The sequence below is a fragment of the Serratia sp. 2880STDY5682894 genome (assembly GCF_001537385.1).
GTDB classification, from domain to species: domain Bacteria; phylum Pseudomonadota; class Gammaproteobacteria; order Enterobacterales; family Enterobacteriaceae; genus Serratia; species Serratia nevei.
In genome coordinates this window covers 200,568-225,752 of the sequence record NZ_FCJA01000005.1, presented here as the reverse complement: position 1 = coordinate 225,752, position 25,185 = coordinate 200,568, and the positions used below count along the sequence as shown (strand labels likewise).

The following is a 25,185-nucleotide window of genomic DNA, read 5'->3' as shown; positions in this document are numbered from 1 at the left end:
ACAACCAGTGATAACGCTTACAGGGGCAAAGGATTGGGTTGGGGTAATCTTTCGGAGAATCAGGATATTTTCAGGAGGGAGTGCTGGAGCGGGTGAAGGGAGTAGAACAAACCCATTAAAAAATTGAAATTATGAAATTTCAAGTTATATCTTTACTTATCCACCCAAACTTTAGGGCAGGATCGTCTACCGGGGTGGGGTCAGTCCAAACCTCTCGACAGAATCCGTAGGGACTATCTATCTGAAGTTGGTCTCACAGCATATTTTTCAGGGTGATACTCGTGAGCAGGATCTAGCTGGTGAAAACTGACTTTTAAATGATGTCTGGTATGAAATAAAAACAGCTGAATTTAATGAGCAGTTAAACAGTAAAATTGTACATTCTATCCGGAACTACCTCGCACGGACGGCACAGTTTAGTTCCCAGTGACGTCACCACAATCGGACGGTTAATCAGAGTCGGATGTTGCAACATAAAGTCGATGAGCTGATCGTCAGTAAATTTATCTTCTGCAAGAATCAGTTCCTCATAAGGCTCGACGTTTTTACGCAGCAACGCCCGGACTGAAATGCCCATATCTCCAATGAGTTTGACTAGCTCATCGCGTGAAGGTGGAGTCTCAAGGTAAAGAATTACGGTCGGCTCATTACCGCTATTGCGGATCATCTCCAGCGTATTACGCGACGTGCCGCAGGCTGGATTTTGATAAATGGTGATGTTGCTCATATCAGTATCTCATTACAAAGTGAAAGAGAGACGTAGCACCAGCGCGGCCAGCGTTACAAACAACACAGGCAGAGTCATGACGATCCCGGTGCGGAAATAGTATCCCCAGGTGATGGTCATGTTCTTCTGTGAAAGGTCATGTAGCCAGAGCAGCGTTGCCAGACTACCAATAGGTGTAATTTTCGGTCCCTGATATCATGTTGGCAGAGATCATCGCCACTTTGATAACGTCGGTTGCGGTGTTTCTTGTGGTGGGAGTTCTAGATCATTAGATCTATTCGACAGTGGCTAATGAACCACTCACACTGTCCCTTCGGAAGAATTATTACTAAAAACGAGATATTCACTTTATGAAATTTTAAACACTCATGAATATTTATTGTGAAAGTATAATTAAGTTCAACTATTTATATAACAATTGATTTAATTGAGTTGTAATGTTAGCATATGTAAACATGGTTATCATTTCATAAAATCCCATCAGGATTCCCTGAGGGCGGTAGCGTTTCTTGATTAAACCTCTCTGACAAGGATTATCTAAGTGACAAAGAAAAGAAAAAAAGGAATGAGTCTTGCGACTAAAATAAAACAACATGCAACCGCTCTAATTAAAAGAAATATCAATAACCGCTCAGTCATAAAAAAAGACAGAAAGGGTCGATTAATTATCCCTAAAAAAGGTATTAATGGTGCGGGCTTGCTTTCAGGTTTGAGGGATAAGGACTACAACGAATCGCTACACGAGTTGAAAAACACTTTAGAAAATAAGGATGTACGAAATTCAATTATACCATACGCCTTCCCTCATACTGTTGAAATAAAAGAAAGCGTTAGGTATAAAGATTCATTGCTTGGGTTATTTTACGACCTTGAATTTGAAACTATAATCCTCAATGCTTTTTCAGATGAAATAAAATATTTTCTAGAGTTACAACATGAATTTGATTGCTTGCTACTGAATAGTAGATTAGGTGAAGCTTCAGAAACTCTCCAAAAAATATTCGATAACTTTGGGTATAGTAATTGGTATATTTCTTCAAAGCTAAATTTATTTTTTGAAATGGGGAATTCAAAGGGTTTCTTAGAATACCATAAAAAAATAATATCCATGTTCAAAGAAAACCAATACAACAATTTATCAGAAGTTCATCTGAGTTACCCTTTCATAAGATGCGATAAAGGTGTTTCATTCGAAAGATATACGTTTGCAATTCAACACCAATCTGAAGAGTTCAAGATTTCTCGTAACGGCACAGCCATAGAACAAATTGATTTTTCACATTGTTACTCCCCGGAAAAAAATTATAACCACCTGTCTAAAATAATATGCGAGAATTCATCGAGCAACATAATTGATCGCTATTTGAATTTTAGAAGAATAATAATAAGTTGCCAACTTCATAATCGACTTGATGGATTCAATTTCTCAAGCATCAGAGATTTATATTATAATATCGACGATTCAATTCTGAGAAATATTCTATGTGCTAATAAAGTACTGGAGTTCAAGTATAATGTAAACGATGAGCGAATTGCTAAGGTTGGAGAACTCTATTTCAAGGGCCATTATGATGACGCCGCCATCCTATGTGAAAAAATACTTGATGAAAACCCGCTGTCGACTTCAATCATAGAAATTTATGTAAAATCATTAATCAGGTGTGGCCGTCGTTGTGAAAAAAAATCACTCCTAAATAATATAGTTAATAAAATTATTGATTTATATACTGAAAGTAATAAAAGTGAGTTAGTTAAGTTGCTAATGAAGGACTTTTTGCGTCTATATCATTGTAATTGGGCTTTTTTTATAAAACTCCAGTGTGAGAAATTTACAGTGACTTCTGAAAGCGATCCTAGCGAGTATTTATATAGTTTTTTAGATTTCCATACTTCACTCGCTAATTTATTTGGCAACGAGAATATAGAAATCAATCATTGTGGACAAGAAGTTATATACAAAAGAATTTTGTCGCTAAATGATGATGAGATAAATAATGATACATTCATTGATAAAGGTCGAAAACTAAAAACCCTCGGCGACAAATATTTTCAACAAAAAGAATATAACACTGCATATCAATACTACAATGAACTAGCCAACATTGAAGATCCATTATATAGTGAACACGCACTTTCACGCTTGGCTATGTGCCTTTTTAAGGAGAACCATATAGATCAAGCGTTTAATCGCATAGCAAATCTCATAAAAACGTCCTCCAACTCCATTTACTCTTGCCTTAAAGAATTCTCAATATTCATAATTAATAGTAATAATAATGATGTGGATTTAGAGCAGTTAATGGATAGAGTAATTATATTAAACACCTTTAACAATCTAAAAAACAATGAATATTCATATATCTTAACTTTAATCTGTGAAGATATCCTTGAACGGTTAGATATCTCACGCGCTGAAGAAATATATATTGACGCTAATAATTCCCACTTCTTCGAAAACGTGCTCAGTGAAGATATAATGGAAACATTTGATATATTCGAAAACAATAAAGAAATATTACTTTTCCGGATGGTTACATTACAAAAATTAGTTTCTTTTGATAATAAAAGTGATGAAGAAATAGATATATTAAGAGTAGAGATGTTTCGAACCTTGGAGAAGCTTGTTAAAGAAATATGCGTAACTGATTGCGGTTCAGGAAGAATTGAAGTTGACACAATATCAGTGAAAATAAATGCCGCCAGTAAATTCTCAGATGATTTTGAATCAATAAAAAAATCAGAAAAAATTCCATTTAGGGACTCAGATTACACCGAGATAACTAAGGATTACGAAAGTTTCAGCTACAGTTCCAATAATTACTATTCGAAAGTGTTAGATCTATTCTATAAAATCAGAGATGAATATACCATCAGCCCTCTTTATGGGTTGGATAACTTTCTCAATCTTAACATCCGGCATGGTGGAATAATAAACTTACTCTTAGGTCCAATTAAAGCTCACAAGTTATTCTATCTCAAAAATGACAAAGGTATTTATGAAAGAGAAAGCTATTGGTTTGAACAGTATGTATATTTGAGCAAAGTTAATCGTGAGTTAATTGATGATGCCTTTAGACAATTCTCAAGATCTATTGATAAAGAAGTGCAAACTGCCAAGGGATGGATTCATATCAACACTGGTGAGTTTAATGAAGGTGAAAAAGTATTCAACTTTTTCTCCGTTCCAGGTGTCATAGAAAAACTAGGCGAACATATAGATGACCAATCTAACTTCGAGGATTTTGTTAATTTAATTATAGATTACTTAATATCACAAACAAATGACGCTCTTGAAATCTTAAAAAATAAAGTTGATACCGACCTTAGAAAAAATATAAATAACTGTTTTGAGGTTTTATCTGCCGATATCACAAATATATCTAGACTTGATGAACTAAAAAGAAAAATTCGGCTATCACAGCGAGAGGCTAATGAAAAAATCAATGAGCTAATATCTTGGTTAGATTGGAAAAATGAGACAAACAATCCATTTTTAATAGGCTCAAGCTTTGATGCTGCGTTAGATATGACTGAGAGCTTGCATCCAAATGTTAATCTAGAAACTAATTTCATTGATGACACACATATAACAATTAAAGGTGATTACTTTAGACGATTTGTAACTATATTCTTAATATTAATTGAAAATTCAATAAATCACTCCTGCATGAAAGATGCCATCGCCATAAATATTGCCGTGACAAATTATGACTCAGAAAATATACTTATCAGCTTTTCTAACAAAGCATCTCTCGAAGCATTACAGAAAATAAAAGACAAAATTGAAAAACTTAACTCTTCAATAAATAGCAACTATATCATCGGAGCCAACGGTGAATCCGGAAGTGGATTATATAAAATAAAAAAATTGCTTTCCTACGATATGAGAGTTAAAAACCACCTAGATATATCCCTTGACTTCGATAATGAATCATTCAACCTATCACTTTATTTAATTCAGGAGCAGATTAATGCAAATCAAAATATTGTTAGCTGATGATAGCCCTGAAAAAATAACTTACATAAAAGAAGCCTTAGATAAAAATATCATCTATGATTCATTGGACATTACTAAGTCTTACAAAAGCACAATGATGGCTATTAAGGATAATACATATGATCTACTAATCTTAGATATGTCAATGCCGACTTTTGAATCTCGAGACGATAAGACGATGCTAACGCCAAGACCACTTGCAGGAAAAGATATATTAAGCAAATTGCATTATAGAAAAGTTAAACTCCCTGTCATCGTTCTAACTCAGTTTGATGTATTTGGTAGGCTAGTTGATGCCATAGGCTTAAGTGATTTAACAGAAGATTTGTCAAAATCATTTCCCAACAATTTTAAAGGATGCGTATTTTACGATCCGCAAAGCTCCAAATGGGTAAATGAACTTGTTTCAATAATAAATGGAATTGAATTCAGTGAGTAAATATCTAATTATTGAAGATGAGAAGAACAAGGCTGACGTAATTAAAGCTGAACTTTTAGATTTTGGCATTCATGAAACATCAATTAATCATGTAAAATCTATAAAGAGTGGTTTGGAATGTTTAAGGACTACTAAATATCGATTAGTCATTCTAGACTTGAACATTCCTGCAAAAGATGATGAAACCCCCAAAGAAAATGGAGGGGTTATTTTTTTAGGGAAGCTAATTCGAGATAAGAGTCGATATATCAGACCTAATCAGATCATTGGTCTGACGGCTTATCCAAAACTTATATCTCTTTACGAAACAAAATTTTCTGAGCTGGATTTCTCACTAAAAGATTTTTCATCTTCCTCATGGAAAACAACGATTAGAAATCGCATTGAATGGAGCGCTGAATCTTTTATTGGGAAGGAAAGATCTCCTGGTAAAAATATTATAGTGTCTATACACGGCATACGAACTTTAGGGAAATGGCAAAATAAATTTGAGAGTGAAGTAGCAAGTGAGTTACCTGAATTTATAATAAAAACTTATCGTTATAATTACTTTTCTTGCATTCAGCTATTATTACCTTTTGCCAGAGATAGGATTATAAAACATTTTAGAGAGGAGCTAATCCATATCATCAATAGCTATCCAAATGCAGAATTTCATTTTATTTCTCATAGCTTTGGTACATACGTGTTAGCCAATGGGATTGTCACCCTTCCTATAGATACAGAATTGAAAATTAAAAACATTATTTTAGCCAGCAGTGTTTTAAAAGAAAATTTTCAATGGACATCATTAAAAAACAAGTTTGACATAGAAAACATAATTAATGAATGTGGTTATAACGATAATGTATTACTTTTATCAAAAATCGCATGTATTGACATGGGGATGGCGGGACGCCGAGGGTTCATGGGTTGCGATGAAGTAGTTAACAGATTCTATCATGGAGGACATGATTTTTTTGATCGAGAATCAAATTTCATGAGAAAATATTGGCTTCCTTTTTTTGGTGGAGATGTAACTGCTCACGATGAACGGGATTTTGGAAATTTTCGCGAGAACATTGAGATACTTCTATCAACCAGAATAAATATCTTCTTAATTATACTGGCAATATGTCTTTTACTTATTTTCATCTAACCTCAATCCTTCATCAATGTTAATGAGTGTACTATTTTGGATTATTCCTTAAGCTAATACTTTGTAAAGTTTATTTTTGTATTCGCTTACTAGTTAAAGACGGTCCTCCAGCACAATAACACTGAAACTGACTAAACATTTAAGTACTTTATGCTGGTGATGGTATCGTGCACTGTGGCTAAAAAAGCGAAAAAATATTTTTCATGATCAATATAATTGACCATCCATTTTACCTATAAAAATGGATGAAAATAATACCTGCAGGATAATAATGCTCTACTTAAGATAAAAAGCTGAAACTAATGCTGCCATTTTGGATAATCTCAATGGCGGCATTGTTTTATAGAACAAAGTATCTAAAAGTGATTCCCCTCCTTCAGAGCGAGTGAATTTAGCGACAGACACCCATTAAACACTAAAAAATTGATGTGCCTGTAAAAATGGACATCAATGACAAAATATTAAGCCATTTAAATAAAATAACTTACCTAAAAAAGTTTAATTACAGTCAAAAAGAGTTAGGTTTTTTTTATCGAAGGTGATACACATCTACATTCTTGGAGCACAAAAAACATCTACAATTAGTCAATTAAATAAATAGCCTAGAAAAACCAGACTATTTTTACTTTCACTTAAATTCGTCAACCTTTTCTGCCAGAGATTAAATAGTCGGATTACCGCTGCATCATCTCCCTTCCAAATACTGAGCATGATTATACATTCCACGAATTGAGTTCTTATCAACATGGGCCAGTTGCAGTTCTATCCAAGCCGAATTGCCCCCCTGCTCATGCAAAATCGTACTCATAGTTTACGGTTAGCGCTGCCATAAATTAGCAGTTGTCATAGAGGGGAAAACTTTTTGTTTTCCCCGTTCCCCAGTAGTGAGTAGTTAATACCTAAGCGTTCTTTTTGTCCCGATTTTCGATGCCCAGCCGTGGTCCCTCAGGCATGCTCTGGAACATCGCTTCAATCTCTTTAGGTCTCGTGATTCGGTCATCTACAATGATGTTCAACAACTTAAAGAGGCCATGCGTTAACTGTGAGTCATCATCAAGATTAATCTCTCCAGGATGGACCGCCTGATTGCCAACGATACGACAGATGTCTGCTGCTTGCTGGATTCGTACAGGTAGACCTTTCTCAACGAGAGACTTAATGTCGTCGTTAATGTTTTTCCCCGGCTTGCCGAAGTTGACCATGAGTTTCTGAAGACACAGACGGAGAAGTGCTGCGGCTCCTTTAGGAGACAGATTAATGATACTTCTGGCTTCCATGTAGTCGGCCTTACAGTCATCCGGCATATCTGGATTAGGCATCTCAACTGTGGAGCTTTGAGGGATTATTAGCTTCTCGCCGTACCAGTATCCCTTTTCTTCACAACAAGAACAAATACTTAAATCCATATACGCATTGTATCCAGCATTTCTTGTTGAATACACTAAACCAAACCATTCTTGCTTTGCATAGGCCCCACAGTATGGGCAATTAAATGCCGCTTCACGGTACCCAGGTGCTGTGTACGGTATCGTCATTTACTCCAGTCTCCTTATAAACTTCAACAAAAACATTAACCTATCTATCAACCTCTTTGGCGTAGCGGTCATAAGTAATAGACCCGAAGCTATGCCCCATAATCGCCTGAGCATACGCCAATTCGACACCATGTTGTTTTAACTGTGTCGCAACTGTGTGTCTGAGCGAATGGAAAGCCAATCCGTCACGGTCAGGAATCACCTTAGGTAATAACGTCCGGTTAAACCATTTGCTCACCTGCTTATCGTAGCCGTTCTTCATCAAACGCAGACCATCGAACACCATAGCGTCATCACCAGCAGCGCCTCTACGGTCCTCTACAAGTGCCATAAAGTCAGCCAATACAAAACCGTAGGCTCCTTCAACCAAAGGCACATAGCGATCACTGTGAACGTTCTTGATGCTCTTATCCTGCAGGCCGCTATCGTCTTCATTGATATGGATATAGACGGTCCCGACTCCAGTGGTCCTAACGCCTTTTACCTGAAGTTAAGCCACTTCATTGAGCCTTGCCCCAGTGATGGCAGCCAAAGAGGTAACGTAGTAGTGATAAGGTTTCCCTGAAGCCTTCTGAGAGTATGACTTAGCGGCAACCAGCAGTTGCCCTACCTGCTTTGTATAGAAAGCAGGTAGGGCCGCTGAGGCTTTACGTTGGGAAACCTTCAGTTACAGCCCCTCGGTCATATTCTTCGTTATCAGGTCATTACGGACACCCAACTTGAAGACAGCCGCCATCTTAATAAGGTATTTGTTATTGATGGTGACCACGTCCAGACAATCATTCTTATCTTCACGATTCAACTGGTCTACCAATGGTGTATCCTTAAAGCGCTGCTTACGGTTCTTGGGTAACTGCTGAAGCACATCACGGCCCCTGAGCATGTCTGCTCTACTGGTTTCAACATTGAGGCTCAGATAGTCGAATATTTCGATTAACGCAGTGTGGGACGCTTTGTTTTCTCTTAAGGTGGCTGGTTTCCAGTTTCTGAGCGTTCTCCGCTTCGTATTGCTTAAAGAGGCTCGCTACGGTGACGCTGAGTGTAACTTCTTGTTTTACTTCTGGAGCACTAACAGATAGGGACACAGGGGCTTGGTCATCTTACCGATCAATATCATTAAAACGATCGACGTAATCTATCAGAGGCTGACTGTCTCCCGCTTCGATACGCTTCATGCAAGCCTTAAGTACCTTCAGGGCCTCATTGATGTAGCGGTGCTGGTCAATACTCAGCAGCTCACTAGCCAAGCATCGGTAAGACTCCCGCCAAGTTCTCCGTACTGGTCCCCATAGATATCTCTAATGTCAGGCTCAAAGAGGTCTGAACGGCCCATAGACAGTTCAACACTCAGCGATGTCCTTAAGGTGGTCCCTCATTTCCTCATAGGTGGCGTTGGGCCTGTCTACATGGATTACCTTGAGTGCTGCTTTGATCTGCCGTGAGTGAGCCATAGCGGTATGTCTATCCTTGGTCAGTAAAGATACTGAGATCATTCGATCATTATTTGATTGTCTGGTTCGAAGACGGAAATAGTAGACACCGTTGCGCTGATAAGGATGGGCGACAATTGGGAGTTTGTTACTAGGGGTGCTAGATAGCTGAATCATCTGTCTGTATGCCCTGTTAGGGTTACACAGTGGGTTAAAGTAAGTAACTCTGTAAGGAAGCGTTAGGCCATATCCCTTAGGATTCAGTAGATTGAAGTACTTTAAGAAGTGTCATGGAGCGGGTGAAGGGAATCGAACCCTCGTATGCAGCTTGGGAAGCTGCCGTTCTACCATTGAACTACACCCGCATCGGTGTGCGACAGGCATTATAACCGGTTATCGGCGGCGGGCAAGCGGAGATGGCGCGTAACTGTCGATGTTTTAAGCGGTTAAGTCCGGTGGGCGAAAAAAAACCGGCGCAGTTGCCTGCACCGGTGGTTTCACGCTAAACGGAATTATTTCTGTGGGCGCATCGCCGGGAACAGAATCACGTCGCGGATGGTATGGCTGTTGGTGAACAGCATCACCATACGGTCGATACCGATGCCCAGACCGGCGGTCGGCGGCAGGCCGTGCTCCAGCGCGGTGACGTAGTCTTCGTCGTAGAACATCGCTTCGTCGTCGCCGGCGTCTTTGGCGTTCACCTGATCGGCAAAGCGCTGTGCCTGATCTTCGGCGTCGTTCAGCTCGGAGAAGCCGTTGCCGATTTCACGGCCGCCGATGAAGAACTCGAAGCGGTCGGTGATTTCCGGGTTCACGTCGTTGCGGCGCGCCAGCGGCGACACTTCAGCCGGGTACTCGGTGATGAAGGTCGGCTGAATCAGATGGCTTTCCGCCACTTCTTCGAAGATCTCGGTCACGACGCGGCCCAGGCCCCAGCTTTTCTCAATCTTGATGCCGATGGATTCGGCGATGGCCACCGCTTTGCCCATGTCGGCCAGGTCAGCCAGATCGGTTTCCGGGCGGTATTTCTTGATCGCCTCGGTCATGGTCAGCTTCTCGAACGGCTTGCCGAAGTCGAACACTTCGTCGCCGTACTGTACCTGAGAGGTGCCCAGCACTTTCTCGGTCAGGGTGCGGAACAGCGTCTCGGTCAGTTCGATCAGGTCTTTGTAATCCGCGTAAGCCATGTAGAGTTCCATCATGGTGAACTCTGGGTTGTGACGCGGAGAAACGCCTTCGTTACGGAAGTTGCGGTTGATTTCGAACACGCGCTCAAAGCCGCCGACCACCAGACGCTTCAGATACAGTTCCGGCGCGATGCGCAGGTACATGTCGATATCCAGCGCATTGTGGTGCGTGATGAACGGACGCGCGGACGCGCCGCCCGGGATCACCTGCATCATCGGAGTTTCGACTTCCATGAAGCCGCGTTCCACCATGAAGTTGCGGATAGCCGACATCACCTGAGAACGCACCTTGAAGGTGTTGCGCGATTCTTCGTTGGCGATCAGGTCCAGGTAACGCTGGCGGTAACGGGTTTCCTGATCCGCCAGGCCGTGGAATTTGTCCGGCAGCGGGCGCAGCGCTTTGGTCAGCAGACGCAGCTCGGTGCAGTGGATCGACAGTTCGCCGGTCTTGGTTTTGAACAGCTTGCCGCGTGCGCCGAGGATATCGCCCAGGTCCCACTTCTTGAACTGGTCGTTGTACACGCCTTCAGCCAGATCGTCGCGCGCGACGTACAGCTGAATGCGGCCGCCCACGTCCTGCAGCGTGACGAAGGATGCCTTGCCCATAATACGGCGGGTCATCATGCGGCCGGCGACGGTCACTTCTACGCCCAGCGCTTCCAGCTCTTCGTTGTCTTTATCACCGTACGCGGCGTGCAGTTTGTCGGAGGTGGAGTCACGACGGAAGTCGTTCGGGAACGCAATGCCGTTCTCGCGCAGGCCGGCCAGTTTCTCGCGGCGGGACTGCAGTTCGTTATTGAGATCCAGCGCCTGATCGGCGCCCTGTACTTGTTGTTCAGACATTTCTATTCCTCATAACCCGGCTTTCAAACTTGCCTCAATGAATTTATCCAGGTCGCCATCCAGTACGGCCTGCGTGTTACGCGTTTCAACGTTGGTGCGCAAATCCTTGATGCGGGAGTCATCCAGCACGTAAGAACGGATTTGGCTGCCCCAGCCGATGTCGGACTTGTTGTCTTCCATCGTCTGCTTATCAGCATTTTTCTTTTGCATCTCAAACTCGTACAGCTTGGCTCGCAGCTGTTTAAACGCTTGATCCTTGTTCTTATGCTGAGAACGATCGTTCTGGCACTGCACCACGATGTTGGTTGGCAGGTGAGTAATACGTACGGCGGATTCGGTTTTGTTGACGTGCTGACCGCCCGCACCGGAGGCGCGGTACACGTCGATACGCAGATCCGCCGGGTTGATTTCGATATCGATATCGTCGTCGACTTCCGGGTAGATGAACACCGAGCTGAACGAGGTGTGGCGACGGCCGCCGGAGTCGAACGGGCTCTTGCGCACCAGGCGGTGAACGCCGGTTTCAGTGCGCAACCAGCCGAACGCGTAGTCGCCGATGATCTTGATGGTGGCAGACTTCAGGCCCGCGACGTCGCCGTCGGACTCTTCGATCACTTCGGTCTTGAAGCCCTTGGCTTCAGCCCAGCGCAGGTACATGCGCAGCAGCATGCTGGCCCAGTCCTGCGCTTCGGTGCCGCCGGAGCCGGCCTGGATATCCAGGTAGCAGTCGGCGCTGTCGTATTCGCCGGAGAACATGCGGCGGAATTCCAACTGATCCAGCTTGCTCATCAGTTGATCCAGCTCGGCGACCGCTTCGTTGAAGGTCTCTTCATCGTCGGCTTCCACCGCCAGTTCCAGCAGCCCGCCGACGTCTTCGCCGCCCTGCTCCAGCTGATCGATGGTTTCAACGATGGCTTCCAGCGCGGCGCGCTCTTTGCCGAGCGCCTGTGCGCGCTCCGGCTCGTTCCAAACGTCCGGCTGCTCCAGCTCGGCGTTGACCTCTTCTAGGCGTTCCTTCTTGGCATCATAGTCAAAGATACCCCCTAAGAACCGCAGTCCGCTCGGACAGGTCCTGAATTCGGTTTTTTACCGGGTTAATTTCAAACATGGTTTCGTTCTTTTACGTTGATGTCGTCGATGGCGGAATGCCATTGGAACCGCTAATTCTAACGGATCCGGGCGGCAGTTTATAGCGAGTTGGTCAGTTTTTGTGGCGATCGGGCGACAAAGCGGGTGGCAGGGAGAGCAGGAATTTCGCCAGCGTTTTATTACCGGTGCCCCCCACGCCGCTAAGCTGTTCAAGTATTGAGCAAGGTGGTCATTGAGACTATAGTCGCTATGATGACTCACAGGGACAGGCGGTGCCAAAATGGACATTTTCGTCACGGATGATTTCGACAAATTTATGAAGAAAAATCGCATCGTCGATCAAAAGATTTGCACGGCGGCTCACGAACTCGCGCACGGTAACCATGACGGCGATCTGGGCGGTGGCGTCTACAAGAAGCGCATTTCGCTCAATCGGGGTAAACGGGGTGGAGCCCGATCCATCGTGGCGTTTAAACGCGGACATCATCAGTATTTTGTTGATGGGTGGCTGAAAAACGCCGTAAAACAGAGCGGTGCAAAAGAAATCAACGATGATGAATTGGCAACCTATCGCGAGCTCGCCAGAGATTTTCTTGCCATGCCGCCGGAAATTATCAAACGAGCCATCGATAGCGGCTACTTGCGAGAGGTGAAATGCGATGACTGATAATCGCCTGCTCAGACTGCAAAAAATGGCACAGCGTTTTAATGAGGTCGGTGCCGTGTCAGACGACACAATGCGCAACATCACTGCGCGAGTTCAGGCGCAGGAACAACATGCCCGGCGTGAACAGCATGAGCAAATGGACGGCGCACGCATCAAAATGCTGCGCAGACGGCTCGGCCTGAGCCAGGCCGATTTGGCGGCCGTGGTCAACATGTCGACCACCAGCGTACAAAAATGGGAACGTAACGCGGTAAAACCCCAGGGAGCCGCGCTCAGAATGCTGGAGATTATCGAACAGAAAGGGGTCGCCAGCCTGATCATCTCGCCACGAAACTGATGGGCGTTCGTGCACCGTTCACTTACCGCTGCACGAACGTCAATTTCACTTCAGCGCGGCCAAAGATGCTGGATCAGCAGCTGCACGTTGCGGTTGCCGCGAAACTCGTTGACGTCGAGCTTGTAGGCCAGTTCGACCTCGCGCACGCTGCTGTCCGGCCACAGCGTGGTGTCCACGTTGAACGCGATGCCGTCGAGCAGCGGGCCGCCGCCGAGCGGTTCCACCATCAGCTTCAGGTGTTTCTCGCCCACCAGCCGCTGCTGCAGGATGCGGAATTTGCCGTCAAAGGTCGGTTCCGGGAACGCCTGGCCCCACGGGCCGCCCTCGCGCAGCAGCTCCGCCGTCGTCAGCGACAGCTCCTGCATCGCCAGTTCGCCGTCGGACCAGATCACCCCTTCCAGCATCGCCGGATCGAGCCATTCTCCCACCAGCTCGCCGAAGCGCTGGCGGAACTCGTCGAACCTGGCCTCTTCCAGCGACAGCCCGGCCGCCATCGCGTGGCCGCCAAACTTCATCATCAGGCCGGGGTTCAGCATATCCAGCCGCTCCAGCGCGTCGCGCATGTGCAGGCCGGGCACCGACCGGCCGGAGCCTTTCAGGATGCCGTCACCCGCCGGCGCGAACGCGATCACCGGACGGTGGAAACGCTCTTTGATACGCGAGGCGAGGATACCCACCACGCCCTGGTGCCATTCCGGGTGATACATCGCCAGCCCGTAAGGCAGCTCGGTGCTGGTGCGCTCCAACTGGTCGCACAGCTGCAGGGCTTCCACCTGCATGCCCTGCTCAATCTCGCGCCGCGTCTGGTTCAACGCGTCGAGATCGTTGGCCAGCATACGCGCCTGCGCGATGTCGTCGCTCAGCAGCAGCGCCACGCCGATCGACATGTCGTCCAGCCTGCCGGCGGCGTTGAGACGCGGGCCGAGGGCGAAACCGAGATCGTTGGCCGCCAGCTGGCGGGCATCGCGGTTAGCTACCTCAAGCAGCGCGCGGATGCCCGGACGGCATTTGCCGGCTCGGATGCGGTTTAACCCCTGATACACCAGAATGCGGTTGTTGGCGTCCAGCGGCACCACGTCGGCCACGGTGCCGAGCGCCACCAGATCCAGCAGTTCCGCCAGATTGGGCATCGCCAGCGCGCGCTGTTCGAACCAGCCGCTGTCCCGCAGCCGGGCGCGCAGCGCCAGCATCAGGTAGAACGCGACGCCCACTCCGGCCAGCGATTTGGACGGGAAGGCGCAGCCGCGCAGGTTGGGATTGACGATCGCTTCGGCCGCCGGCAGGGTCTCGCCCGGCAGGTGGTGATCGGTCACCAGCACCTGCATGCCCTTGGCGTGCGCCACGTCGACGCCGGCGTGCGAGGAGATGCCGTTATCGACGGTGACGATCAGCTCCGCGCCGCGCGCCGCCGCCTGCTCCACCACTTCGGGGCTCAGGCCGTAGCCGTCTTCAAAGCGGTTCGGCACCAGGTAGTCGACGGTTGCGCCGCCCATGCTGCGCAGCGCCAGCACCGTCAGCGCGGTGCTGGTGGCGCCGTCGGCGTCGAAATCGCCCACCACCATGATGCGGCGACCGTCGGTCAGCGCCTGTTGCAGCAGGCTGACGGCGTCGTCGATGCCGTCCAGCTGTTGCCAGGGCAGCATGCCCTTGACGCCGCGCTCCAGCTCCTGCTCACCCTGCACGCCGCGCAGGGCGTAAAGCCGGCGCAGCAGCGGCGGCAAACTGGCGGGCAGATGCGTGTCGTCCGCCGCCGGACGGCGGCGTAGTTGCGTTTTAATACTCACCGGCGATTAACCACCGGCTTTGGTGGCGGCCTGGTGCGCATCCAGCATGGCGGCCATTTCTTTTGGCCCCTGATAGCCCGGGATCATCATGCCGTTTTCCAGAATGATCGCCGGCGTGCCCTGAATGCCGAACTGCACGCCCAGCTCGTAATGCTTGCTGATGTCAGTTTTGCAGCTGGCCGGAGAGATGGCGTCGCCCTTCATGGCGGCGTCGAACGCCTTGGCCTTGTCGGCGGTACACCAGATAGACTTCATGTCTTTCTCAGCCTGGGAAGCCAGCCCCTGACGCGGGAACGCCAAATAACGCACGGTGATGCCCAGATCGTTGTACTCTTTCATCTGCTGGTGCAGCTTATGGCAGTAACCGCAGGTGATATCGGTGAACACGGTGATCACGTGTTTCTCTTTCGGCGCTTTGTAGACGATCATTTGATCTTTCAGCGCGTCCATCTTGCTGCTCAGCAGTTGGTTGGTCACGTTGACCGGCTCTTTGCCGCTGACGTCGAACAACGGGCCCTGCAGGATGTGCTTGCCGTCTTCGGAGGCGTACAGCACGCCGCTGTCGGTCAGCACGGTTTTCAGGCCGTTGACCGGTGAAGGCTGCACGTCCGCCTGCTGGATGCCCAGGCTGGCGAGCGCTTTTTTGATCGCCGCGTCATCGGCATGGGCGGCACCGGTCACCGAAGCCACCAGCAGAGAGAGCAGCATTAAACCTTTTTTCATTGTTCCAATCCTTTCGAACCCGCCGCTCAGGCGCGCGGGTGATGCTGTTGATGTAGCTGTTTCAGTCGTTCGGTCGCTACATGAGTATAAATTTGCGTGGTCGAGAGATCGCTGTGCCCTAACAACATCTGTACGACACGGAGATCGGCCCCATGGTTCAGCAAATGGGTGGCGAACGCGTGCCGCAACACGTGCGGCGACAGACGTTCGCTGTCGATGCCCGCAAGGATGGCATAGTGTTTGATGCGATGCCAGAACGTCTGTCGGGTCATTTGCTGGCAACGGGTGCTGGGGAACAGCACATCCAGCGTCTGGCCGTTGACCAGCCAAGGGCGGCCATGTTCCAGATAATTTTCGATCCAGTAGACCGCCTCTTCACCCAGCGGCACCAGCCGCTCCTTGTTGCCCTTGCCGATCACCCGCACCACGCCCTGGCGCAGGCTGACGTCGCTGATGCTCAGCCCCACCAGTTCGGAAACCCGCAGCCCGGTGGCGTACAACACTTCGAGCATCGCCTTGTCGCGCAGCTCCAGCGGTTGATCGACGCAGGGCGCCTGCAACAGCGCATCGACCTGCGCCTCGCTCAGATCCTTCGGCAAACGCTGCGGCAGTTTGGGAGACGCCAGCTGCGCGGTGGGATCGTCGGCGCGCAGTTTTTCGCGATACAGGTACTGAAACAGGCGGCGCATGGCGCTCAGCAAACGCGCGGAGCTGGTGGCCTTGTAGCCGCCGTCCACCCGCTCGGCGAGAAAGGCCTGCAGATCCAACGCCTGCGCCTGCAGCAAGGTGGTGTTTTGATGGCCAAGCCAGGTGCCCAGGGCCTGCAAATCCAGCCGGTAGGAGGCCAGCGTATTTTCCGCCAGATTGCGCTCAAGCCACAGCGCATCCAGGAATTGTTCAATCAGCACATTGTCTTGCTGTTGCACGCGGTCCTCTCTTTGTTGCATTTCCACCCGCGCCATTATGCCTTAAGCCGACGCAAATCAGGTATACTCGTTGCAATTCTCTAAACAGCAACGTAACGGTTTACACATGAAGATTGGTCTGTTTTACGGCTCCAGCACCTGCTACACCGAGATGGCGGCAGAAAAAATCCGTGAGATTCTGGGTGAAGACCTGGTCGACCTGCACAACCTGAAAGACGTCTCTCCCAAGCTGATGGAGGACTATTCCATTCTGATCCTCGGTATCCCGACCTGGGATTTCGGCGAACTGCAGGAAGACTGGGAAGCGATCTGGCCGCAGCTGCCGGCGCTGGATCTGAAAGGCAAGATCGTCGCCATGTACGGCATGGGCGATCAACTCGGTTACGGTGAGTGGTTCCTCGACGCGCTGGGCATGCTGCACGATCAGATCGCGCCGCTGGGCGTGCAGTTCGTCGGCTTCTGGCCGACCGACGGCTTCGAGTTCACCAGCCCCAAACCGCTGAGCGCCGACGGCAAACACTTCGTTGGCCTGGCGCTCGATGAGGTCAACCAATACGATCTGAGCGAAGAGCGCCTGCAGCAATGGTGCGAGCAGATCCTGTTGGAGATGGAGCCGCTGCTGTAGCCGCTGTCGGGCGCTGAGCGCGCCCGATTTCCCCGCTTATTTCCACAGACGGAAGCGTGGCTCCTCTTCCCCAGCAGGTGTCTCTTTGGTCAACCGCGCCGGATCCGCCACCTGATACCAGTCCAGCTTGCGCGTCAACAGCATAATGCCCGCCAGAATGGCGAACAGCAGCCCCGCCCCCAACACCAACGCATTGTCCTCCGACTGCAACAGCAAATAGAGTACGCCGTACAACAGCAATAGGCTCGCGGCGAACAGCGCACCGCGCAGCTTGCCGCGCAGTACGGCGCTCAGATAGAAGCCGATCAGACCGCTGCAGGCGATGCTGGCCGCCAGGTAAGCGAGAGCGAATCCCAGGTGTTCGGAGAAGGCCAGCAGAATCAGGTAGAACAACACCAGCGCCGCGCCTACCAACAGGTACTGAATTGGGTGCACCCGCAGCCCGGTCAGGGTTTCGAACAGGAAAAACGCCATAAACGTCAGCCCGATAAACAGCAGCGCGTATTTGACCGCGCGCTCGGCCAGCTGATAGTGATCGACCGGTTCGACCAGGCTGGCGCTGAAGGCCGGCAGCTTGTCCTCATCGATAATGCTATCGTCGTAATGGAACGCACTGTTGATATTGTTGGCGAACCAGGTGCTGCGCCAGCGAGCGCTAAACCCTTGCTCCGTCACCTTGCGTTCATCCGGCAGGAAGTTGCCGAGGAAATTCGGGTGCGGCCAGTTGCTTTGCAGCTGCAATTCGCTGCTGCGCCCCAGCGGCACCAGCGACAGGCTGCTGGTGCCCGCCAGCGCCAGGGTGAAGTCGGCGTTCAGCCCCTCTTTTTGTTGCAGCGCCGCCAGCGTCAACGGTGCGTGGATCCCCTGACGCAACGATCCCACGCCGGTGCCCGGTTCAAACGCCACCGGCTGCGGTATTTCCAGAGGAGAAATGCTCTTGATGCCGCGAGAGTCGCTCAGCGCCACCAGCAGGAACGGCTGGCCGAGGGTCACGTTGGCACGTTGCAAATCCGCCAGTTCCGGCTGGCCGAAACGCACCTTGAAGTTCAGCGGCCCCTGGTAAACCTGCGTCTGATAAATGCCCAGTTTACGCACCTCTACTTTCGGCGCCCCCAGCACCTGAAGCGACTCCGGCAGCAAATAGCGGTAATGCTGCACTCGCTGCACTACCGTTTGTCCTTTCTCGTCTTTCTTCTCTTCTCGTTCGACGTAGGGAATGACAATCAACGGGCCGAGCACGCGCTGTGCCCCGCTGGTGCTTTCGCTTACCTGCCCGACCACGCTTTGCCGATAGCCGCTGCGTTCGTCGATCACGCTCATCAGTTGGGCGATGGGGATCAACATCACCACCATCAATCCCAGCAGCGTGGTTATTTTCCAGAAAAGTACCGATTTCATCATGCTCGCTCCTCATGGGTAATGAGGCCACGATAAAACCCGCAGGTGAAATCAGAATGTGGTTATGTGAAGGGAAGGTGAAGTCACAGCGATAACCTGAAAGTCGCTTCCACCCCGTGCGGCCGGCGGTTGCGCAGGTGAATGCCGCCATGATGCAGGCGGGCGACCTCCTGCACGAAGTTCAGCCCCAGCCCGCTGCTTTTTGGCCGTTCGGCGCGCGGCAGCGAATAAAAACGTTCGAACACCTTATCGAGCGCATAGTCCGGAATGCCGCTGCCGTCATCGCAAACGCTGATGCAGTAGTGCTGTTCCCGCCGTTCGCCTCGTACGCTGACGCAACCGCCCGGCGGGGTAAAGTCGATCGCGTTGTCCAGCAGGTTGGTCAGCGCCTGGCTGATCAGCAACGCATCGCCGTTCAGCGTCACCTCTGCCAGCGCCTCCAATTGTAACCTGACGCCGCGCTGCGTCGCCTGCGCCTCTTTGCCCGCCACCGTCTGGCTGACCAGCGCCGCGATCGCGATGGGCGCGGTCTCCATGTCTGGCCGACTCTCCAGCCGCGCCTGCACCAGCAGTTTGTCCACCAGCTGCTGGATGCGTGCGCTTTGCTGCTCGATATTGGTGAGAAAACGCCGGGCGGTCTCCGGCGGCGGCAACTCTTGCAACAGCTCTGCCGCGCCCCTGATCGCCGCCAGCGGGCTTTTCAGCTCATGCGTCAGGGTATGTGCATACTGTTCGATATATGCTTTGCCTTCCAGCTTCAGTCGCATGCTCTCCAGCGCCTGCGCCAGCTGCGTCAATTCCCGGCCGCCCACTTTGGGCAGCGGCGCGGTTTCCCCTTGCGCCACCCCGTCGGCATAGCGCACCAGCCGGCCTATCGAACGGGTGATCCACCAGACGAATACCGCCCCGATCAGCAGCGCGATCCCCAGCAGCAACGCGCCGGCCCACAGAATGCGCCGTTCGCTGCGTTTGATCACCGGCGCCATGGTGCTGTTGGGTTTGCCCACGGTGAGCACGCCAATAATACGCCCTTGTTCTATCACCGGCGCGGCCACATACATCACCGAACTGTTTTCATCTTCTGGATCGCTGCGGGTACTGCGAGCGCCGTACTCACCGCGCAGCGTCCGATAAACGTCATTCCAGCGCGAATAGTCCTGCCCCTGCGCGCGGCCGGCAGAATCGAAGATAACCCGCCCCTGGGCATCGGTCAGATAGACGTGGTATTCGCTGCGATCCTTGCGGATGCCGGAGATATTGGCGCCGATCGGCCGCTGATTAAGCTGCGTGAACGCCTGCGCCAGTTGGCCATGCGCCGCATCGCCGCGCTGCATGTCCTGACGGGCGATCTGCGCCAGCAGGTTGGCGGTATCCACCAGCGTGCCTTCGGTAGCGCGCCGCACGCCGGGCTTCACTTCCTGGACGAAAATGCTCAGCACGAAGTACCCGGCCACCGCCACGATCAGAAAATATCCCAGCAGCAGGCGCAGGCCAATTTTCATGGCTGGCGGCTCACGCTGTAGCCCAATCCGCGGTGGGTGTGGATGGGCGGCTCACCGGGTTCCACCGCACGCAGCTTGGCGCGCAGCGTTTTGATGTGGGTGTCGACGGTGCGATCCAGGCTTTCTTCCGCCTGCGCCCAAACGCTTTCCATCAGTTGCTGCCGCGAGAACACCCGTCCGGGCGCCAACAGCAGAGTCTTCAGCAGCAGGTATTCGTAACGGGTCAGCGGCAGCGGCCGCTGATGGTAGGAGATGGTGGCCGCGTCTTCGTCGAGCGTGAAAGCGCCGAAATGGTAGCGGGCGCTCTGTTGCAAGCGCTGCTGCTTATACAGGCGGCGCAAAATGGTGCGCACCCGTGCGCTAACCTCGCGAGGGGAGAACGGCTTGGCGACATAGTCGTCGGCGCCGATCTCCAGCCCGATCAGGCGATCTACTTCATCACTGCGGGCGGTAAGAAACAGAATCGGCAGATCGGCCGCCTGAGCCAGCAGGCGGCGACACAATTCAAAGCCGTTGATATCCGGCAAACCGACATCGAGGATAGCGAGCGCGGGCGCGCCTTGCGCCAGCGCCTGCAACGCCGGTTCCGCGCGTTCGAACCAGCGCACCTCGAAGCCTTCGCTCTCCAGCGTGTAAACCAGCGTATCGGCAATGCTGGGTTCATCCTCCACCAACCAGAGTACGGGTTTCATCAGGCCTCCTCGCCGTCACCCGCCGGCGGATACAGCAACAGCTGCCGCAGGTGGCGCCACTCCTCTTTGCTCATGCAGTCGGAAGCCAGCCACAGCCGGCGGCGCTTTTTGCCCTCCGTCGGCTGCAGCGTCAGCAGCATGCCGTAACCCGGCATCCACGGTTTTTTCGCCAGCCGCCACTCGCGGCCGTGCCAGCTGAAGCGCCGGTCCGCCAGCAGCCGCAGCTCGCCCTGCACCGCGGCGATGCGCTTCTGGCTGCGAATGCACTGAAACACCACCAGCGTCAGCAACACCAGCCAGAGCGGGCCCAAGCCTTCCGGCCAGGGCGAAATCAGGATCAGCAGGATCAGAACGCCGTGGGTCAACAGGGAAAACAGCTGAGTGCGCCAGGAAATGCGGATATCACATCGCCACTGGGCCACGGTCTTTATTTCGCGTTTGGATCAGGGTCACCATTCTCTGCAGCTCGCTGTCCTGCGGCGCGCCATGATTCATCAGCCAGTTGAACAAATCGGGATCGTCGCACTCCAGCAGGCGGATGAACAACGCCTTGTCCGCGTCATTCAGGCTGTCGTATTCGTATTCGAAGAACGGCATGATGGAGATGTCCAGCTCGCGCATGCCACGGCGGCAAGCCCAGTGAATACGTGCTTTGTTGTTAATATCCATGTTGTTATGACTCACCTCTTTTCAGCGCGGCAGCGCCAGCGCAGGGTTCAAATGACACACTGTATGGCAACGCCGTCGCAATATAATTCCATCAGCCGGGGATCTGTCTGCAAGGGTGCCCAGGCCGCAAGCCTATAGAGTAACAATTTGACATACACGCCGGGAAGGCGCTTTGCTGCGGAAAACGTAATAAAGCGCAAAATGCCAAAAAAAGCGCACCCCGGCCCCACGGCGCGAATAACAGTTTGCAAAGCCCGCCGCCTCTTTTACCATGGGTTCAATACCCTTCAGGTAAGCTAAACGTTGAGCAGGAACTTACTATGGCGCATAACATTCCATTCCCACCCCGTCAGCCCTCCGCTTCCACCCATCTGCCCCTGACGCTGATCTCGCTGGAAGATTGGGCGCTGGTGACGCTGAACGGGCCGGACACGGTGAAATATCTCCAGGGCCAGGTGACAGCGGACATCGACGCGCTGGCGGCCGATCGGCACGTGCTGTGCGCCCACTGCGACGCCAAAGGCAAAATGTGGAGCAACCTGCGCCTGTTCCACCGTGGCGAAGGCTTCGCCTATCTGGAACGCCGCAGCGTGCTGGACAGCCAGCTGGCTGAAATCAAAAAATACGCGGTATTCTCCAAAGTCACCATCGCCGCCGATAACGATGCGGTGTTGCTGGGCGTCGCCGGTTTCCAGGCGCGCGCTGCGCTGGCGGGCCTGTTCGCTACGCTGCCGGATGCCGAACACCCGGTGGTGCAGGACAGCGAGACCACGATTCTGCACTTCAGTGCACCGGCGGAACGTTTTCTGCTGGTGACCCGCCCCGCCGTGGCCGAACAGCTGATCGGCAAACTGCATGACCAGGCGGAACTGAATGACAGCGGCCAGTGGCTGGCGCTGGAGATCGAAGCCGGCTATCCGGTTATCGACGCCGCCAACAGCGCGCAGCTGATCCCGCAGGCCACCAACCTGCAGGCGCTGGAAGGCATCAGCTTCAGCAAGGGCTGCTATACCGGTCAGGAGATGGTGGCGCGCGCCAAATTCCGCGGTGCCAACAAGCGTGCGCTCTACTGGCTGGAAGGTAAGGCGGCCCGCGCCCCGCAGGCGGCGGAAGATCTGGAGCTGCAGCTGGGTGAAAACTGGCGCCGCACCGGCACCGTACTGGCGTCGAGCCAACTGGCCGACGGCACGCTGTGGGTACAGGTGGTGATGAACAACGATTTGGACGCCGACAGCAAGCTGCGGGTGCGCGACGATGCCGCCAGCCAGCTGGCGATCAAACCCTTGCCGTACTCGCTGGCCGAAGAGAAATAATCCATCGGCCGCAGGCGCCCCGCCTGCGGCCGTCTTCGTTACTCGTCCAACTCCCCGTCGCGCTGCACCAGATAGATCAGCACCAGGATGATGGTGACGAAGAAGCGAAACGCATCGGGCACGCCGTTCCATTGTTTCGACATCCACATGCCAAACCACTCTCCCCCAATCGACATAAAGCCGACCTGCCAGGTGAGGAAGCCCAGCGTCAGCCCCACTACCGCCAGTTTTTTCCGGCCGTTGAAGGTTTTAGCGGGCAGTTTCAGGCCGCACAGCAGGCGCAGGCCGCCGATCCAGCACAGCAGCGCGGTCAGGCTCTCCAGCGCGATGATGAAGATATAGCCGGCGTGATGCAGCCACGGCGTCTGTATCGAACGGTAGCCAATGGTGGCGTCGGGAAAAATGGTGTCCATCATAAAGACGTGGCGCACAAAGGCGAAGTTGGAGCCGTAATCGGTGATATTGCCGAAGGCCACCAGCGAAGCGAACAAAGCGATAGCGCAGACCAGCAGCGCTTTGGATAAGCGAACGATCATCGTGATGAGTCCTGAACAAAGTTAAGAGAAAGAGTATGCGGGCTCAGAAATGAAAGAACGGGCTTGCTGGATACCCGAAAGAAGCAAGCGCCTCTTTTTTAAAACAAAAGAGGCGCCTGTTCAATACGCATTCAGACGTAGCGATAACGTTTATACGTAGAGATAGATCGCCATGAAATGGCAGGCGCTGCCGCCGAGCACGAAGGCGTGCCAGATGGCGTGGCCAAAGCGGATGCGCTTGGAAGCGTAGAAAATCACGCCGAGGGTATAGACCACCCCGCCTATCGCCAGCAGCGTGACGCCGCCGGCCTCCAGCCGCGTAACCAGCTGATAAATCACGATCAGCGACAGCCAGCCCATCGTCAGGTAGGTCACCAGCGACAGGGCTTCAAAACGGTGGGCGAAGGCCAGCTTGAACAGCACGCCGAGCAGCGCCAACCCCCAGATTACCGCCATCAGGCCCTTCGCCAGCGGCGAATCCAGCCCCACCAGCAAAAACGGGGTGTAAGTCCCGGCAATCAGGAGATAAATGGCGCAGTGGTCAAATTTTTTCAGCCAATGCTTGGCCTTCTGATGCGGGATCGCATGGTACAGCGTGGAAGCGAGAAACAGCAGGATCATGCTGCCGCCGTACAGGCTGTAACTGGTGATGGCCGTCGCATCCGCGCCGGTATTCACCGCCTGCACCAACAGCAACACCAGGCCGACGATACCGAACACCAGCCCGATGCCGTGGCTGATGCTGTTGGCGATCTCTTCCGCCCACGGATAAGCCGCGGCGACAATCTTATTGTTCCCGGCTTTCACTACGTCCGTTTTCCCCATAACGCGCAACCCCTCAAAATGCCCTGCTTTGTGCGAAATTAACGCAAAGCAGCTTAACTGAGAATAATTCCAGTGTACACGTGTACGCTAAAATAAAAATGTGAACGCGTGTAACCATCGAAATCGCTCGCCCGGTGGTCTACAATCGTCAGGCTTCAACCCACCCACCTTGAGGTTTACACCATGTCATCCGCTGTACCCGCGTTAGATTTCGGCTCAATGACCCAGGTCATCCAGTTCCTGATGGAAATCGATAAGTTGAAAGGCGTGCAACGCCGCACCAAAGTGCTGGGCACCCAGCGCCAGGAAAACTCCGCCGAACACAGTTGGCATTTCGCCATCGCCGCCATGAGCCTGGCGCCCTACGCCGGTGATGACGTAAACATTCAGCGCGTGATCCAGATGGCGCTGCTGCATGACATCGTGGAAATCGACGCCGGCGACGTGCTGGTCTACGATCTGGCGGCCCGCGCGGCGATCCACGATCAGGAAGTGGCGGCGGCGCGCCGTCTGTTCGGCATGTTGCCGGAGGCTCAGCGCGAGTATTTCACCGCTTTATGGCAGGAATATGAAGATGGCGAAAGCGCCGATGCACGCTTCGCTTTGCTGCTGGATCGCACCATGCCGATGCTGATGAACCTGCACAATGAAGGCCAGAGCTGGGTAGAGAACGGCATCAGCCTGGAGCAGGTGCTGGCGCGCAATGCATCGATCGCCGACGTGCACCCCGAGCTGTGGCACCACATGGAACAGCACCTGCGCGATGCGCAGCGCAAAGGCTGGTTGAAGTAAGTGAACCGGGC

General features: G+C 51.5%; 21 protein-coding genes, 1 tRNA gene and 4 pseudogenes. 8 read left to right on the top strand and 18 right to left on the bottom strand.

All coding sequences use genetic code 11. The features are described from left to right. Nucleotides 1–391: 391 nt before the first annotated feature. Both arsC and AWX27_RS24585 read right to left on the bottom strand, forming a co-directional pair. Nucleotides 392–727 (bottom strand): annotated as a pseudogene (arsC, locus tag AWX27_RS13680) (arsenate reductase (glutaredoxin)); the annotation flags it as partial. A 12-nt stretch (nucleotides 728–739) separates the two neighbouring features. Next, nucleotides 740–971 (bottom strand): annotated as a pseudogene (locus tag AWX27_RS24585) (ArsB/NhaD family transporter); the annotation flags it as partial. A gap of 297 nt (nucleotides 972–1,268) precedes the next feature. Here AWX27_RS24585 and AWX27_RS25115 point away from each other — a divergent pair. The 3 genes from AWX27_RS25115 to AWX27_RS25110 are packed head-to-tail and all read left to right on the top strand — an operon-like array spanning nucleotide 1,269 to nucleotide 6,301. Then, nucleotides 1,269–4,724 carry a tetratricopeptide repeat protein gene (locus tag AWX27_RS25115; RefSeq protein WP_154618194.1) on the top strand — a complete coding sequence of 1,152 codons (3,456 nt, stop codon included), beginning with the start codon at nucleotides 1,269–1,271 and terminating at the stop codon, nucleotides 4,722–4,724. Further along, complete coding sequence (locus tag AWX27_RS24580; RefSeq protein WP_072265483.1) at nucleotides 4,699–5,163, top strand: response regulator; 465 nt, start codon at nucleotides 4,699–4,701, stop codon at nucleotides 5,161–5,163. The genes AWX27_RS25115 and AWX27_RS24580 overlap by 26 nt, the downstream gene beginning before the upstream one ends. Further along, entirely contained in the window at nucleotides 5,156–6,301 is a 1,146-nt protein-coding gene (locus tag AWX27_RS25110; RefSeq protein WP_072265482.1) for a response regulator, read from the top strand. The genes AWX27_RS24580 and AWX27_RS25110 overlap by 8 nt, the downstream gene beginning before the upstream one ends. Nucleotides 6,302–6,986: 685 nt before the next feature. Here the strand turns inward: AWX27_RS25110 and AWX27_RS25430 are convergent. The 6 genes and pseudogenes from AWX27_RS25430 to prfB all read right to left on the bottom strand — a co-directional run. Continuing rightward, nucleotides 6,987–7,112: pseudogene (locus tag AWX27_RS25430) on the bottom strand (integrase); the annotation flags it as partial. An 88-nt stretch (nucleotides 7,113–7,200) separates the two neighbouring features. Next, nucleotides 7,201–7,836 (bottom strand): DUF4145 domain-containing protein, encoded by a 636-nt coding sequence (locus AWX27_RS13670; protein WP_060422902.1) that lies wholly within the window; start codon nucleotides 7,834–7,836, stop codon nucleotides 7,201–7,203. Nucleotides 7,837–7,876: 40 nt separating this feature from the next. After that, nucleotides 7,877–9,443 (bottom strand): annotated as a pseudogene (locus AWX27_RS13665) (tyrosine-type recombinase/integrase). A gap of 114 nt (nucleotides 9,444–9,557) precedes the next feature. Then, nucleotides 9,558–9,631: transfer RNA gene (locus AWX27_RS13660), tRNA-Gly, on the bottom strand. Between the two features lie 147 nt (nucleotides 9,632–9,778). Next, the gene (gene lysS, locus AWX27_RS13655) at nucleotides 9,779–11,296 is read right to left on the bottom strand and encodes a lysine--tRNA ligase (RefSeq protein ID WP_060422898.1); all 1,518 of its coding nucleotides are present in this window, start codon (nucleotides 11,294–11,296) and stop codon (nucleotides 9,779–9,781) included. Between the two features lie 9 nt (nucleotides 11,297–11,305). Continuing rightward, nucleotides 11,306–12,404, bottom strand: a protein-coding gene (gene prfB / locus AWX27_RS13650) for a peptide chain release factor 2 (protein WP_096242572.1) whose coding sequence is annotated in 2 segments (ribosomal slippage) — nucleotides 11,306–12,328 and nucleotides 12,330–12,404 — 1,098 coding nt in all. Because the reading frame shifts where the segments join, the coding sequence is not laid out codon by codon here. Nucleotides 12,405–12,665: 261 nt separating this feature from the next. Here prfB and AWX27_RS13645 point away from each other — a divergent pair. Beyond that, a complete protein-coding gene (locus AWX27_RS13645; RefSeq protein ID WP_060422886.1) occupies nucleotides 12,666–13,052 on the top strand; it encodes a type II toxin-antitoxin system RelE/ParE family toxin in 387 nt (128 codons plus the stop codon). Beyond that, the gene (locus tag AWX27_RS13640; RefSeq protein WP_060422882.1) at nucleotides 13,045–13,389 is read left to right on the top strand and encodes a helix-turn-helix domain-containing protein; all 345 of its coding nucleotides are present in this window, start codon (nucleotides 13,045–13,047) and stop codon (nucleotides 13,387–13,389) included. The genes AWX27_RS13645 and AWX27_RS13640 overlap by 8 nt, the downstream gene beginning before the upstream one ends. A gap of 50 nt (nucleotides 13,390–13,439) precedes the next feature. Here the strand turns inward: AWX27_RS13640 and recJ are convergent, their stop codons facing one another. The 3 genes from recJ to xerD are packed head-to-tail and all read right to left on the bottom strand — an operon-like array spanning nucleotide 13,440 to nucleotide 16,822. Then, the gene (recJ, locus tag AWX27_RS13635; RefSeq protein WP_060422879.1) at nucleotides 13,440–15,173 is read right to left on the bottom strand and encodes a single-stranded-DNA-specific exonuclease RecJ; all 1,734 of its coding nucleotides are present in this window, start codon (nucleotides 15,171–15,173) and stop codon (nucleotides 13,440–13,442) included. A gap of 6 nt (nucleotides 15,174–15,179) precedes the next feature. Continuing rightward, nucleotides 15,180–15,896, bottom strand: a complete 717-nt coding sequence (dsbC, locus tag AWX27_RS13630; protein WP_060422877.1) for a bifunctional protein-disulfide isomerase/oxidoreductase DsbC — start codon at nucleotides 15,894–15,896, stop codon at nucleotides 15,180–15,182. 26 nt (nucleotides 15,897–15,922) lie between these two features. Next, a complete protein-coding gene (gene xerD / locus AWX27_RS13625; protein ID WP_060423114.1) occupies nucleotides 15,923–16,822 on the bottom strand; it encodes a site-specific tyrosine recombinase XerD in 900 nt (299 codons plus the stop codon). Nucleotides 16,823–16,928: 106 nt separating this feature from the next. On the opposite strand from xerD, the gene fldB reads away from it, so the two are divergent. Further along, nucleotides 16,929–17,447, top strand: coding sequence for a flavodoxin FldB (fldB, locus tag AWX27_RS13620; RefSeq protein ID WP_038871234.1), 519 nt, complete (start codon nucleotides 16,929–16,931; stop codon nucleotides 17,445–17,447). Between the two features lie 36 nt (nucleotides 17,448–17,483). Here fldB and creD read toward each other — a convergent pair whose 3' ends face one another. The 5 genes from creD to sdhE all read right to left on the bottom strand — a co-directional run bounded on the left by creD (nucleotide 17,484) and on the right by sdhE (nucleotide 21,708). After that, the gene (creD, locus tag AWX27_RS13615) at nucleotides 17,484–18,848 is read right to left on the bottom strand and encodes a cell envelope integrity protein CreD (protein WP_060422875.1); all 1,365 of its coding nucleotides are present in this window, start codon (nucleotides 18,846–18,848) and stop codon (nucleotides 17,484–17,486) included. Between the two features lie 80 nt (nucleotides 18,849–18,928). Then, on the bottom strand, nucleotides 18,929–20,347 hold the full coding sequence (creC, locus tag AWX27_RS13610) for a two-component system sensor histidine kinase CreC (RefSeq protein ID WP_060422872.1): 1,419 nt from the start codon (nucleotides 20,345–20,347) through the stop codon (nucleotides 18,929–18,931). Beyond that, nucleotides 20,344–21,039 (bottom strand): two-component system response regulator CreB, encoded by a 696-nt coding sequence (creB, locus tag AWX27_RS13605; RefSeq protein WP_033644777.1) that lies wholly within the window; start codon nucleotides 21,037–21,039, stop codon nucleotides 20,344–20,346. Before creB ends, creC begins: the two co-directional genes overlap by 4 nt. After that, on the bottom strand, nucleotides 21,039–21,461 hold the full coding sequence (locus AWX27_RS13600; protein ID WP_060422869.1) for a protein YgfX: 423 nt from the start codon (nucleotides 21,459–21,461) through the stop codon (nucleotides 21,039–21,041). The genes creB and AWX27_RS13600 overlap by 1 nt, the downstream gene beginning before the upstream one ends. Next, complete coding sequence (gene sdhE, locus AWX27_RS13595) at nucleotides 21,442–21,708, bottom strand: FAD assembly factor SdhE (RefSeq protein WP_019455657.1); 267 nt, start codon at nucleotides 21,706–21,708, stop codon at nucleotides 21,442–21,444. Before sdhE ends, AWX27_RS13600 begins: the two co-directional genes overlap by 20 nt. 320 nt (nucleotides 21,709–22,028) lie before the next feature. On the opposite strand from sdhE, the gene ygfZ reads away from it, so the two are divergent. Further along, entirely contained in the window at nucleotides 22,029–23,021 is a 993-nt protein-coding gene (gene ygfZ / locus AWX27_RS13590) for a tRNA-modifying protein YgfZ (RefSeq protein WP_060422867.1), read from the top strand. 38 nt (nucleotides 23,022–23,059) lie between these two features. Here the strand turns inward: ygfZ and AWX27_RS13585 are convergent, their stop codons facing one another. Beyond that, nucleotides 23,060–23,557: a DUF2165 family protein gene (locus tag AWX27_RS13585; protein WP_060422863.1), complete on the bottom strand. Its 498-nt coding sequence runs from the start codon at nucleotides 23,555–23,557 to the stop codon at nucleotides 23,060–23,062. 150 nt (nucleotides 23,558–23,707) lie between these two features. Then, a complete protein-coding gene (locus tag AWX27_RS13580; protein ID WP_038871224.1) occupies nucleotides 23,708–24,382 on the bottom strand; it encodes a PAQR family membrane homeostasis protein TrhA in 675 nt (224 codons plus the stop codon). Between the two features lie 183 nt (nucleotides 24,383–24,565). On the opposite strand from AWX27_RS13580, the gene AWX27_RS13575 reads away from it, so the two are divergent. Continuing rightward, on the top strand, nucleotides 24,566–25,174 hold the full coding sequence (locus tag AWX27_RS13575; RefSeq protein WP_060422860.1) for an HD domain-containing protein: 609 nt from the start codon (nucleotides 24,566–24,568) through the stop codon (nucleotides 25,172–25,174). Nucleotides 25,175–25,185 lie beyond the last annotated feature (11 nt).